The sequence below is a fragment of the Bacillus sp. 205(2023) genome, from assembly GCF_037027485.1.
GTDB classification, from domain to species: Bacteria; Bacillota; Bacilli; order Bacillales; family Bacillaceae; genus Bacillus; species Bacillus halotolerans.
The window spans coordinates 269443-281295 of sequence record NZ_JAXCHF010000005.1 but is presented as its reverse complement, the minus strand read 5'-3'; the positions used below and the strand labels follow the sequence as shown (position 1 = coordinate 281295).

Genomic DNA, 11853 nt, shown 5'->3' with positions numbered 1-11853 from the left:
AAGATTGCCACATACCTATCCAAGCAGGGATAGATATGTGGGAGCCTTTTTCTGTATCTAAAATACAATAAGCATCTAAAGAAACAAAAAAGCTTGTAGAAAAAACATCGTTTTCTCTACAAGCTGATCTCCCTGATAAAAAAAGAAAAGAGTCCTTATCTCAGGACTCTTTTCTTATAGTACCCAATGGCGTATCGCTTTAGCGACGCCATCTTCTATATTTGTATCAGTGATCCAATCAGCCGTTTCCTTCACGACGTCTTGGGCATTGCCCATCGCTACGCCCAGCCCGGCTTCTTTGATCATCGCGATATCATTCAGGCTGTCGCCCATCGCCATGACATTTTCCATCGTAAAGCCGAGTTTTTCAGAAACCTTCGCAAGGGCTGCGGCTTTGTTGATGCCGAGCGCGTTGACCTCGATGTTTGTCGGGCTTGAGTTTGTGATTTCGAGCTCTTTATTTTTTCTAAGCTCCGCCAGCACTTCGTTTCGGATGTCGTTATCCTCTATGTCAAATCCGAATTTAAGCCATTCATGATCAGTGATGTTTTCCGGGAACTCGCCCCTCCACACTTTGTTAACAGTTGAAGCCCAGAAATTAGTGTTGTGCTTATTCCGCAAATCCCACATCATTTTGATGTGATCCGTGTGGAGCAGCTTGCGTTCCACTAAATTAAAATTCGAGTCCCAGATTTCACTTCCGTTAGCCGTGATTAAAAAAGACGACAGCTTCAGCGACTCAGCCAGCTCCCGGCACGTCATCAGCGTCCGGCCCGTACTGATGACCACGTAAACGCCTTTATCCTCCGCCTCACGAATCGCGTTGCGGTTTTCGTCTGAAATCAGCTGCTCGTCATTCAGCAGTGTTCCGTCCATATCAATAGCAATCAGCTTGATATTCACATCTTCTCTTTGAACAGACATATATGTACCTCTCTTTATCTTTTAGTTGTTCTGATTCTATTCTAATACATTATACCCAGCGGAACAAAACAGCCATTTCACATGTTTCAAGTAGAGACATTAGAGGAAAACAAATGGTGAGGTGATAAAACATGAAAGAGAGAAAACAGCAGAACCGCCCTAATGAAAACCCCGAACATAATGACTTGACCGATCCGATACCGAATGAAGAGCTGAAGGAAAACATGAATGATGAAAAACAAAAGCGGCAGCAACGAGATGACTCACAAAGCGAACGGGATTACGATACGAAATAATAGAACCCCTCACAAATCGTAGTGAAGGGTTTTTTTTATTTTTCAATATAGATGCCGATTTCCGCTTCAGCAACAGGCTGCCCGCCCACTGACGCCTTGGCATGTCCAAACACAAACCCGCGCCGGTTGCGCGTGACTTCAAACGTAAGATCAAGCCGGTCTCCGGGTATGGCCGCGCCCAGCTTTTCCGCTTTCTTCACGGAAGACAATAAGCCCAAGCTGTTCTCATCTGTAATTCCTGTAAAAGCCGCGGTTTGCGCAAGTGCTTCAATCACAAGTGAAAACGGCATTTCTGTTTGCGTGTCAGTGATAAACCAGTCGTTCTCACTGACCAGCTTATAAGCAGCCGCATGCTTGCCGGGCTCACTTTCCGTCACGCCGTCAATCAATAAAAATGGGTAGCGGTGAGGCAGCATATATGGTTTCATCATTCTCCACCCTTTCTTTCATTTCATCAAGCATTATCTCTTTTTTGCGTATGTATTCATTTTGCTACTCTTATCTCACTGAACGGATAAAAGACAAGAGACTCCGTACCAATGATATCTTCATCAGAAGGCATCCCCATTCCGTTTCTGCTGTCCATCGAATTAAGACGGTTATCTCCCATTACAAAATATTTGCCGGCAGGAACCTCAGCTTCAAAATCACTCGTGAGATTTTCCCCTGACGCTTGCATTTCTTGTTTATGTTCCTTTAGATACGGTTCGTCGATTTTCTTACCGTTTATGTATAGCTGATCATCCTTCATGATAATTGAGTCGCCAGGCAAACCGATTAACCGTTTTATAAATGAACGGCCGCTCTTTTCGTCATGAATCACGATGATGTCGCCTCTATGAAACCCGCCTGTATATTTGGCTGCTTTGTCAACCAACATTCGTTCTGAGTCTTTTAGCGTCGGAGCCATTGATGAACCTTCAACGAGATAGGGCATATAAAACGCCATTCTGATCATGAAAATGAAAGCTAGAATACATGCAGTACTGAGTACAATCCATTTGGTTTTTGATTTTTTCTTTAATGTGATCGTTTTTGCGTTCAACTTCTTCCACCTGATACTTTCCTAAGAATTCCATGTCATTATACAGCATTTGGATCTTCTTGGTTAGTGATCTGTTGAAATTTTTGAAAACGGCCGGGGCAACCATTCATCCCGGCCTGCATGTTTATAAGTTTCTTAAACGCACACAAATTTCGTCAGTGACCTCTTCCGTCGTGCTTTGTCCGCCAATGTCGCGTGTTTTAATGCCGTCAGCCGTGACTCGCTCCATCACATTGAGGATCTTTGCCCCCAGTTCTTCCTCTCCAAAATGGTCAAGCATCAGCTTCGCTGTCCAAATCTGGCCGATTGGGTTGGCAAGACCTTTGCCGGCAATATCCGGAGCTGAGCCATGAACCGGTTCGAACATGGATGGGTACTTGCCGGACGGGTTAATGTTCGCAGACGGCGCAATGCCAATGCTTCCCATCAGGCTCGAGCTGATGTCGGTTAAAATATCACCGAACAGGTTGCTCGCCACAATGACATCAAACGTTTCCGGACGCGTCACAAAAAAAGCGGCCAACGCATCAATATGCTGGGATGACGTTTCAATCTCGCTGTAATCAGCAGCAGTCTGCTGAAAGACTTCATCCCAAAACGGCATCGCGTGATAAATGCCATTAGATTTTGTCGCACTTGTCACATGGCCGCGCCGTTTTTTCGCCAATTCGAAGGCAAAACGCATGACACGTTCTGTTGCTTTTCTCGTAAACACGGCATTTTGGATGGCGATTTCATCGTCACCCCTGTGAATGCGTCCGCCGACTTCACTGTATTCACCTTCACTGTTCTCGCGAATCACCACTAGATCAAAATCGTTCGGATGCCGCAGCGGCGACGTGATGCCGGCCATTTGTTTGGCCGGTCTCATATTAATAGAAAGCTCAAGCTCTCTCCGGATCTTCAGCAGTAGCCCCCATAAGGAAATATGGTCGGGAACCAGTTTCGGATTTCCGACCGCTCCCAAGAAAACCGCTTCAAATTGAGTAAGCGTATGTATTCCGTTCTCAGGCATCATTTCGCCGTGCTCCATGTAATAGTCACAGCTCCATGGAAATGACGTAAATGAGAATGACAACCCTCCGTGAACCTCAGCTGCTGTGTGAAGCACTTTCTCAGCAGCGGCTACAACTTCTTTTCCTACTCCGTCTCCCGGTATTGCCGCAATCTCGAATTGTTTCATCGTCATTCTCCTCCCCCTGTTATCGTAAGCGTTTTCTATTATACTAGATTGCGAGATGGTAAAAAAAGCCCGTGACGTATAGTCACGGGTCCGGTTATTGATTCAGTTTCTTTAAAACGATGGCATGCAGCGGTTCATGAGACGGAATACCGCACACCTCGTGAAGCACTCCGCTGTATCCTTTTTCCGCGATCAGCGCTTGCAGTTCGACCGCTTCCGGATCACCGGCAAAGTCGAATCGCAGCGCCGCAGCAATGCCTTCAGCCAGCGCATTCGGCTCTTTGATTCTCTTCGCCGGACCTACAAGCCTGTCATTTTCCCCAAGCTTTCTGAGCGGCGATCTCGCCACACGGGTCACATCGTCGGTGATGAATTCATTTTCAAAGCGGCCGATGATTTTTTTAATATATTGCTCGTGTTCTGATTGCTTAAAATGATACGTTTTGATGAGATAATCACCGGTTTCAAGCAGCGCTGAGTGAACAACACGGCGGATTTCCGGATGATCGATCGCTTCTTTTATCGTTTTTAATCCGCGCTGATAGCCGACATAGGCCGTTACAGCATGGCCGGTATTAACGGTAAACAGCTTTCGTTCGATGTACGGCGTTAAATCATCAACAAACAGCGCCCCTTTTATTGCCGGTGTTTCCCCTATAAAGCCTGATTCGTCGATGACCCATTCAAAGAACGGCTCAACCGACACTTTGAGCGGATCTTCATGATGCTGAATCGGCACGATCCGGTCAACCGCGGAATTCGGGAATCCGACAGTGTTGCCGACAGCCTCCTGCTCCGCCTCTGTTAAGTAGCTGTATACTTCTTTTTTTAAGAAACTGCTTCCGCCAATCATATTTTCACAGGCAATAATATTCAGTGTGTCGGCAGAGCTTCTCCGTCTTAAGCCTTCTGCGATAGACGGGGCAATCAGCTTCAATACATTCGGGCCGACAGCCGTCGTGATGAGCGCCGCCTCATTGATCAGCCGATACAGCTCCTCCGGCTGGCTGCCGCTGTTGATGGCGCTGACCGGGCCGATCACCTCTGATGAACGCCCTTCTTCTGCGAGTTCAACAGTGTATGCCCGTTTTTCATTAAGGAGGCCGACCATCGTGTCATTTACATCCGCAAACACCACTTCATAGCCGGAGTGGTGAAGCAGCGCACCGATAAAGCCCCTCCCGATATTTCCCGCACCGAAATGTAAGGCAATCATGCTAGTTCACCTCGTTGAAAATCGCGATCAAATCTTCTTCGCTTTTCGCAGAAATCAGGCGTTCAATGTTTTCTTCTTCTGAGCAGATGATGGCGATGTTAGACAAAATGTCTAAATGCTCGTTATTTTTTCCGGCAATGCCGAATACGACTTTGGCTGTGTTTCCTTCTCCATACTCTACTCCGCCAGGAATTTGAATGATTGAAATCCCTGAGTGAAGCACTTCGCTTTTGGCATCTTCTGTGCCGTGGGGGATGGCAATAAAATTCCCCATAAAGGTAGAAGATGTTTCTTCCCGTTCAAACATTTTTTCAATATAATCGTCTGTCACGTAGCCGTTGTCAATCAGCGTTTGGCCCGCCAATCTGATCGCTTCTTCTTTTGTTGCAACCGTTTGATTGAGTTTGATGTTTTCTTTTGCGAGTACTTGCATGAGTATCACTCTCTTTCTATGAGATTACTTTTTTAGCTTTTCAATAAGCTCGTCATATTTCGGACTGTTTAAGAAGTTCTCCACTGATATGTGCGTCGCATTTGGCAGCTTTGCCTTTGCTCGATCTGTTAAGTCTTTGTGGGTAATGACAATATCCGCATCGCTCGGCAGATTGTTAATCGCCGTGTTGGTCACGCTGATATCCAGGTCAGCTTTTTTGACTTTGTTTCTTAAAATCGAAGCCCCCATCGCGCTCGAGCCCATTCCGGCGTCACATGCGAAAATAATTTTATTGACGCTTTCAGGAGACAGTTCAGACGCTTCCTCAGCTTTTGCTTGTTCTGCCTCTAAAGCAGCGGCAGCTTGGCTTTTCTTCCCCTTCATGGACTGCATTTTTTCTGTTGCCGCTGCGAGGTCTTCTTCGCTTGCTTTTGAAGATTTCAGGATCACTGCTGATACGATGAACGAAACGGCTGCAGCGACCAATACGCCTGCCAGCACGCCGAAGTATCCGCCTCTTGGCGTCATGGCCATCAATGCGATAATGCTGCCTGGTGACGATGCTGCAACTAGACCCGCGTTAAAGATAGAGAACGTTAGGAGTCCGCTTGCTCCGCCTGCAATCGCTGCCAGAATCAATGCCGGCTTCATTAAAATGTACGGGAAGTAAATTTCGTGAATCCCCCCGAAGAAATGAATGATTGCCGCTCCAGGAGCCGTTGATTTTGAAGATCCTTTTCCAAAGAACATATACGCGAGCAAAATGCCAAGCCCCGGTCCAGGGTTTGCTTCTACTAAAAACAGAATTGACTTTCCAGTATTGGCTGCCTGCTCGATTCCAATCGGGCTTAAGATACCGTGGTTGATCGCGTTATTTAGGAACAAGACCTTCGCCGGTTCCACGAAAACGCTTGCAACAGGCAGCAAGTTAGCGTGTACAATGACCTCTACACCGGCTGCCAGTAATTTATTTAACGTCAGAACGACTGGGCCGATCGCATAAAACGCGAGAATCGTTAAAGCCGCGCCGACAATTCCTGCCGTAAAATTGTTAATCAGCATCTCAAAGCCTTGCTTTACTTTGTCCTTGAATAATTTATCAGTTTGCTTAATGAGATATCCGCCCAGCGGCCCCATTATCATCGCGCCTAGAAACATCGGAATATCCGACCCGACAATTACCCCGATTGCCGCCGTCGCACCGACGACTCCGCCGCGGTGGTCGTAAATCATTTTTCCGCCTGTATACGCTATCAAAAGCGGCAGTAAATACGTAATCATCGGGCTGACCAGCGTATTCAGCTGCTCATTCGGAAACCATCCCGCCGGAATAAACAAAGCGGTAATGATGCCCCACGCGATAAACGCGCCGATATTCGGCATGATCATTCCGCTCAAATAACTGCCAAAGCGCTGAACTTTCACTTTCATGCCGCCTTGCTGCTGTTCTTGCTGCATATATAAACCCTCCCTGTTTTGTTTGTCGCTAAAAGAATGATAATGTCAGAGAATGATGCTTCCCTTTGACTCTATATTAAAACGCTTACAGTGTGTGCACAATTGAAAGTAAAGAGGACTTTGGCACATGGGTGTGACAATTTTTTAAAAATAAAAAGGCTCCTGTTTTAGGAGCCTTTTCTCTTTCCTCTATAAATAATCTTGCCGTTTTGAATCACATACTTCGCGATCATCCGTTCACTCACAATAAATACAGGATAGGCGCACACAAGCGCAAAAACAGCCATCGGCACATGCTGAACGGCCGGAACCATTGAGCCTGCCGCATTGCGAAGGAGCATCAAAAGATAAATAAGCAGCACAATGAGTGCCAAAGACACAATCATAATCGGAGCTGATACTTTATATTCGTAAAGCCGTTCCCGGCAGTGTCCGCAGCGAAATTGGCACGGGACATTTGACGATCTGACCATGTCGCCTGTCAAAGGTTTGCCGCAGTTCGGGCATACTGTTTCTTTCATATGGTATTTTCACTCTCCATTCATATGTCCATTATACCAGAGACCATTCTGTTTCGTTTTGTTACTGTTCAACACATTTTCACATTTTTTATCATCAGCATACTTGTCTCGGTCTTTGAAATCCTCTACGCTTAAGAAGATCTTAATGAAGGGGATGTATGAATGCTTCCGATTAATAGACAGCAGCACATACTTGAGTGGCTGAAAAAAGAAGGCGCGCTCAGAATTTCTGATATCAGTCAGCGGTTCGGTGTGTCAGAAATGACAGTATACAGAGATGTCAATCAGCTTGTCCAATCAAACCAGGTGATAAAAACGGCCGGCGGCATCACGCTCCCAGCCCGTGCGCTTCAGGCTGATCACACGTGCAGCTATTGCCTAAAGCCGGCCAATCACGCTTATTCGGTCCAGCTGATCACGGTGACACAAGACATTGAACAGCTGTGCTGCGCACATTGCGCGTTTTTGCGGTATGCAGATAAAACGGAAGAGGTTTCTCATTTGATTTGCAAAGACTTTCTGTTACAAACTACGGTCAGTGCCGCTTCGGCTTATTTTGTTGTAAACGCTGAATTAAATCTGCACTGCTGCCAGCCGCAGGCCATACCGTTTGCGACTCTTGACCATGCTGAACGTTTTCAAAAAGGCTTTGGCGGAGCCGTCCGCACCTTCGATCAAGCTCTGGAAGACATGCTGAGGGACAGAAAAAAGCGCTGCACCTGCACCAAGAAATAACACAATATAATTAGCGGAAGGTGGTGTCTGAGTAATGCAACGAAACAGATGGTGGATCATACTTCTGCTTTTTCTTGTTTTCCTTCCGAAAACAAGCTTTGCTCACGCCTATATTGTCAAATCTTCGCCCGGAGAAAACAGTGAATTAAAAAGCGCTCCCGCAGAGGTGGAAATTGAATTTAATGAACCGGTTGAAGAGGGCTTTCACTACATTAAAGTCTATAATTCAGACGGCGACCGGGTGGATACGGACAAAACAGAAATCAAAAAAGACAACAATCACATCATGACCGTGAAGCTGAAAAAAAATCTGCCTCATGACGTGTACAGAGCGGAATGGAATGCCGTTTCGGCAGACGGGCACCCTGTTTCCGGCGTCATCCCGTTCAGCATCGGAAAAGCGGATGGAGGGTTCAGCAGCCAGAAAACATCAGGCTCAGCCCTGAATCCGGGAACAGCAGCAGACCGCGCCATTCTGTATACAGCCTTTTCTCTGTTTATCGGGACCGTTTTCTTCCATCTCTTCTGGTATAAAGGGGACGGAAAAAAATTCGCCAAACGGACGAAGCGTATGCTTGTCATCTCAGTCACTGTGCTGGGGCTGGCGCTCCTGCTTCAGCTTCCGATACAGACAAAAGCGAATGCAGGCGGCGGCTGGGGCAATGCCTTTCAGCCGGGGTACATGAAGGAGACGCTGTTTGAAACCGCGGGAGGCACAATTTGGATGATTCAGGCCGTGCTGTATGTACTGCTTGTCCTGTCTGCCATCCCAGTGTTACGCAAAAAGCGTTTTGCGTCCTTCGCCTATTGGACGGCGCCGCTTATTTTCTTTTTCGGTCTCCTGCTTGCCAAAGCGTTTACCGGACATGCCGCTGTTGTTGAAGAAAAGACAGTCGGTATCCTGATGGATTTCCTTCATTTATCGGCCGCCTCCATCTGGATCGGCGGAATAGCGGCCATCGTTTTACTGCTGTCACAGGAGTGGAGACAGCCGGACAAAACGCTTGCTTGGGAGACGGTGAAACGGTTCTCTCCATGGGCGCTCACAGCAGTTGGTGTCATTTTGTTCTCGGGCTTGCTCAATGGATTTTTCATCATTCGGTCAATGGATTCACTGTTCCATACGGCGTATGGCCAAGCCTTGTTAGTCAAAAGCGGACTGTTTGTTTTGATGCTGATTCTGGGCGGTATTCATTTTCTGCTCACCAGAAAACGGCAGGGGTCCAAAATCACCCGCACGCTAAAAGCGGAATGGGCAATCGGCATCGCCGTCCTGATCACAGCTGCCATATTTACAAGTCTGCCAAGTCCGCCTGAGCCTGCACCGGAACCGTTTTATCAAACCAAAGCGATTGAAAACGGGCAAAGTGTTTCTCTCAGCATCAGCCCGAACCAGCCCGGCAAAAACGAGTTTGAACTCAGGGTTACCGATCATAGCGGAGACCCAGTAAAAAACATTCAGCAAATCACCTTGACCGTTTATAAAACGGGACTGTCAGGCAATAAAAACAAAAGCACGTTTCAATTGAAGGAAAAAACAGATGGCATCTTCCAGACTGAAAACCTGTCCATTAATGAAAAGGGAAACTGGAAGATCAAAGTCCACGGACTAACCGGCGACTTTAACGAAATCAATATCATGTTTACAAAGACAAATTAAAGGAGTGTTTGAGTTGTTGAAAAAAATCGCATTCACACTATGTCCAGCTGTTATCGGCTCTCTTTTATTCTTTACGGCGCCTGCCAGCGCGCACGTGTCTGTAAAACCGGCTGAATCCGCCGCAGGCTCATGGGAGACCTACACAATGAAGGTTCCTTCCGAAAAAAACCAGCCGACAACAAAGGTTGTTTTAAAAATGCCAAAGAATGTTGAGTTCCAGCAATACGAACCGGTTCCGGGGTGGAAGGTGTCTACTGCCAAACACGACGACAAATCAGTGTCCGTGACGTGGGAAGCCACTGACGGAGGCATTCAGGAAGGCCAGTTCCAGCAGTTTACCTTTGTTGCCAAAAACCCTGATAAAGCAGAGGAAGCCGCTTGGGATGCTTATCAATATTACAAAGACGGCAGCATTGTTGAATGGACAGGCGATGAAGATGCGGATACGCCTCATGCCATCACAAAAATCACCGCAGCCAAAGAAGTAACAGATGAGCATGGCGCCACTCAAACGAAAGATGATTCTGCTTCTGCAGACTCAGGTTCATCGGCTCTTGATATCACAGCGATTGTGATGTCTGCGGCAGCCATTATTTTATCTGTTGCAGCTCTTGTAAAGAAAAAGCGCGCCTAAAGAAAAAGCGATCCAGATGAGTTCTGGATCGCTTTTTTTGATTTATCCGCGTCCTGCCTGGAAGGAAGGGTATTGTGTCATACCGCCGTCCGCGAATAACGTAATGCCTGTGACGTAGCTGGCTTCCTTCGAAGCAAGCCAGGCTGCCACTGCCGCAATTTCCTCCGGTTCACCGATATATCCCATCGGAATCATGCTTTCTACATCTGCTCTCTGCTTAGGATCAGCAAATTTTTCAGCATTGATTGGCGTGTTGATCGCGCCTGGCCCGATATTGTTGACACGAATGCCTTTCGGCGCATATTCCAATGCCAATGTTTCCGTCATCAGCTTGATTCCGCCTTTACTTGCCGCATAGTGAACAAATAATGGCCACGGAATCACTTCATGTACGCTCGACATATTAATGACATTTCCTTTTATATCGTTTTCAACAAAATATTTAATCGCTTCACGGCTTCCTAAAAAGGCGCCCGTTAAGTTCGTGCTGATGACTTTTTCCCAATCCTTGAGCGGCATTTCATGAGAAGGCACGGGATTTTCAAGACCGGCATTATTAATCATAATATCGAGTGTGCCGAACTCTTTAATCGCTGTTTGAACGATGTTTTTCACATCTTCCTCTTTCGTTACGTCTCCTTGGATGACAATGGCTTCACCGCCCGCCTTGATGACCTCTTCTTTTACCTCGTTTGGATCCTGTTTATTACTGTAATAGTTGATGACCACTTTCGCCTGCTCCTTGCCGAAGCGAATGGCCATTGCCTTTCCTAATCCTGAAGCAGCTCCTGTGATAGCGACGACTTTTCCTTTTAAATCCGGATACATATTCATCCTCCTTAACTGTTATGAATTCGTTTTGGCAATTCCTAAAAATACGGCAGCCGCAATAATCAGTGCAATCCCGATCGCAATCGCAATCAGCTGGCGTTTTGATTTCTTTTCACGCAGGATGAAAATACCGCCAAGCGTCGAGATGACAATTCCCATTTGAGAGAGAGAAAAGCTTGTGGCAACGCCGACTTTCGGCTGAGAAATAAACAAAAACATATTTCCCCCTGCCCAGATTAAGCCCGGGAGAATATTTCGGATGGCATACTTATTAAAGGGCTTGTGCTTATAGGTTAAAATGACCCCTCCAATGACCATCCCGATCGCCTGCGGCAACAGGGCGGACCATCCAGATACATTAAATAATCTTGCGACAACGACATAAATCAAATAACCCAATGTCGAGACCAGAAGGATTAAAATGCCCTTTTTTAAGTTGCTCGGCTCTCCATCTTTTTTGTCTTTCTTATCTTCTAATGACGTGAGAACGATACCGACAATAATAAAGATAAGAGCGAGGACTCCAAGTGTAATCGAAATCGGTGTTGACCACTCTCGGAAAACAATGACGCCGAACAGTGAGGTGGAAACAAGCTGCATCCCTGTGGAAATCGGCATCGTTTTGGACACACCCATTAACTGAATGCTTTTGAGCTGGTTGCTCTGCCCAAGTGACCAAAATAAGCCGGATATAATTCCAACGATAAAAATGCGCATGGACAAGACGGGTTGGACAAACAAATAAATAACGATAGAAACAATTAACGCCCCGATCGTCGTTCCCAGTGTTTGGCTGTACGGCCCGCCGCCTAATTTAACATTGAAGAGAACAATGCTCCCCCAAAACAAAGCCGGGAGAAGAGCCAAAAATAAATCCATTGTTGGGGAACCTTCTTTCAAAATGTATTTGCTGTTAT

General features: G+C 46.5%; 14 protein-coding genes. 4 read left to right on the top strand and 10 right to left on the bottom strand.

Going from position 1 to position 11853, the window contains the following annotated elements; translation table 11 throughout:
- Window positions 1-174 precede the first annotated feature (174 nt).
- Window positions 175-924 carry a Cof-type HAD-IIB family hydrolase gene (locus WA325_RS14740; protein ID WP_105955192.1) on the bottom strand — a complete coding sequence of 250 codons (750 nt, stop codon included), beginning with the start codon at window positions 922-924 and terminating at the stop codon, window positions 175-177.
- Between the two features lie 131 nt (window positions 925-1055).
- Here WA325_RS14740 and WA325_RS14735 point away from each other — a divergent pair, with 131 nt between their 5' ends.
- Window positions 1056-1220 (top strand): hypothetical protein, encoded by a 165-nt coding sequence (locus WA325_RS14735; protein ID WP_024120240.1) that lies wholly within the window; start codon window positions 1056-1058, stop codon window positions 1218-1220.
- Between the two features lie 35 nt (window positions 1221-1255).
- Here the strand turns inward: WA325_RS14735 and WA325_RS14730 are convergent, their stop codons facing one another.
- The 7 genes from WA325_RS14730 to WA325_RS14700 all read right to left on the bottom strand — a co-directional run bounded on the left by WA325_RS14730 (window position 1256) and on the right by WA325_RS14700 (window position 7076).
- The gene (locus WA325_RS14730; protein WP_024120239.1) at window positions 1256-1648 is read right to left on the bottom strand and encodes a 3-hydroxyacyl-ACP dehydratase FabZ family protein; all 393 of its coding nucleotides are present in this window, start codon (window positions 1646-1648) and stop codon (window positions 1256-1258) included.
- A gap of 56 nt (window positions 1649-1704) precedes the next feature.
- Window positions 1705-2265 (bottom strand): signal peptidase I sipU, encoded by a 561-nt coding sequence (gene sipU / locus WA325_RS14725; protein WP_336183868.1) that lies wholly within the window; start codon window positions 2263-2265, stop codon window positions 1705-1707.
- A gap of 124 nt (window positions 2266-2389) precedes the next feature.
- Window positions 2390-3454 (bottom strand): tartrate dehydrogenase, encoded by a 1065-nt coding sequence (locus WA325_RS14720; protein WP_336183867.1) that lies wholly within the window; start codon window positions 3452-3454, stop codon window positions 2390-2392.
- An 88-nt stretch (window positions 3455-3542) separates the two neighbouring features.
- Window positions 3543-4664 carry a mannitol-1-phosphate 5-dehydrogenase gene (locus WA325_RS14715; protein WP_336183866.1) on the bottom strand — a complete coding sequence of 374 codons (1122 nt, stop codon included), beginning with the start codon at window positions 4662-4664 and terminating at the stop codon, window positions 3543-3545.
- A gap of 1 nt (window position 4665) precedes the next feature.
- Window positions 4666-5097, bottom strand: a complete 432-nt coding sequence (locus tag WA325_RS14710) for a PTS sugar transporter subunit IIA (protein ID WP_059291950.1) — start codon at window positions 5095-5097, stop codon at window positions 4666-4668.
- A gap of 24 nt (window positions 5098-5121) precedes the next feature.
- The gene (locus tag WA325_RS14705) at window positions 5122-6555 is read right to left on the bottom strand and encodes a PTS mannitol transporter subunit IICB (protein ID WP_024120234.1); all 1434 of its coding nucleotides are present in this window, start codon (window positions 6553-6555) and stop codon (window positions 5122-5124) included.
- 167 nt (window positions 6556-6722) lie between these two features.
- Window positions 6723-7076: a hypothetical protein gene (locus tag WA325_RS14700; RefSeq protein ID WP_105955197.1), complete on the bottom strand. Its 354-nt coding sequence runs from the start codon at window positions 7074-7076 to the stop codon at window positions 6723-6725.
- A 162-nt stretch (window positions 7077-7238) separates the two neighbouring features.
- Here WA325_RS14700 and WA325_RS14695 point away from each other — a divergent pair, with 162 nt between their 5' ends.
- From WA325_RS14695 to WA325_RS14685, 3 genes are read left to right on the top strand one after another with little or no spacing between them, the layout of a single operon-like run.
- Window positions 7239-7811 carry a DeoR family transcriptional regulator gene (locus WA325_RS14695; RefSeq protein WP_227598998.1) on the top strand — a complete coding sequence of 191 codons (573 nt, stop codon included), beginning with the start codon at window positions 7239-7241 and terminating at the stop codon, window positions 7809-7811.
- 34 nt (window positions 7812-7845) lie between these two features.
- A complete protein-coding gene (locus tag WA325_RS14690; RefSeq protein ID WP_336183865.1) occupies window positions 7846-9471 on the top strand; it encodes a copper resistance CopC/CopD family protein in 1626 nt (541 codons plus the stop codon).
- A gap of 13 nt (window positions 9472-9484) precedes the next feature.
- The gene (locus WA325_RS14685) at window positions 9485-10105 is read left to right on the top strand and encodes a YcnI family copper-binding membrane protein (protein WP_326327080.1); all 621 of its coding nucleotides are present in this window, start codon (window positions 9485-9487) and stop codon (window positions 10103-10105) included.
- Between the two features lie 42 nt (window positions 10106-10147).
- On the opposite strand, the gene gdh is transcribed toward WA325_RS14685, so the two are convergent.
- Both gdh and glcU read right to left on the bottom strand, forming a co-directional pair.
- On the bottom strand, window positions 10148-10933 hold the full coding sequence (gene gdh / locus WA325_RS14680; protein WP_336183876.1) for a glucose 1-dehydrogenase: 786 nt from the start codon (window positions 10931-10933) through the stop codon (window positions 10148-10150).
- An 18-nt stretch (window positions 10934-10951) separates the two neighbouring features.
- A complete protein-coding gene (gene glcU / locus WA325_RS14675; RefSeq protein ID WP_024120228.1) occupies window positions 10952-11815 on the bottom strand; it encodes a glucose uptake protein GlcU in 864 nt (287 codons plus the stop codon).
- Between the last annotated feature and the right edge of the window lie 38 nt (window positions 11816-11853).

Coding starts and splice junctions, on each gene's coding strand:
- WA325_RS14735 (WP_024120240.1), top strand. CDS start 1,056: ATGAAAGAGAGAAAACAGCAGAACCGCCCTAATGAAAACCCCGAACAT.
- WA325_RS14695 (WP_227598998.1), top strand. CDS start 7,239: ATGCTTCCGATTAATAGACAGCAGCACATACTTGAGTGGCTGAAAAAA.
- glcU (WP_024120228.1), bottom strand. CDS start 11,815: ATGGATTTATTTTTGGCTCTTCTCCCGGCTTTGTTTTGGGGGAGCATT.
- WA325_RS14700 (WP_105955197.1), bottom strand. CDS start 7,076: ATGAAAGAAACAGTATGCCCGAACTGCGGCAAACCTTTGACAGGCGAC.
- gdh (WP_336183876.1), bottom strand. CDS start 10,933: ATGTATCCGGATTTAAAAGGAAAAGTCGTCGCTATCACAGGAGCTGCT.
- WA325_RS14740 (WP_105955192.1), bottom strand. CDS start 924: ATGTCTGTTCAAAGAGAAGATGTGAATATCAAGCTGATTGCTATTGAT.
- WA325_RS14710 (WP_059291950.1), bottom strand. CDS start 5,097: ATGCAAGTACTCGCAAAAGAAAACATCAAACTCAATCAAACGGTTGCA.
- WA325_RS14715 (WP_336183866.1), bottom strand. CDS start 4,664: ATGATTGCCTTACATTTCGGTGCGGGAAATATCGGGAGGGGCTTTATC.
- WA325_RS14730 (WP_024120239.1), bottom strand. CDS start 1,648: ATGAAACCATATATGCTGCCTCACCGCTACCCATTTTTATTGATTGAC.
- WA325_RS14720 (WP_336183867.1), bottom strand. CDS start 3,454: ATGACGATGAAACAATTCGAGATTGCGGCAATACCGGGAGACGGAGTA.
- WA325_RS14690 (WP_336183865.1), top strand. CDS start 7,846: ATGCAACGAAACAGATGGTGGATCATACTTCTGCTTTTTCTTGTTTTC.
- WA325_RS14705 (WP_024120234.1), bottom strand. CDS start 6,555: ATGCAGCAAGAACAGCAGCAAGGCGGCATGAAAGTGAAAGTTCAGCGC.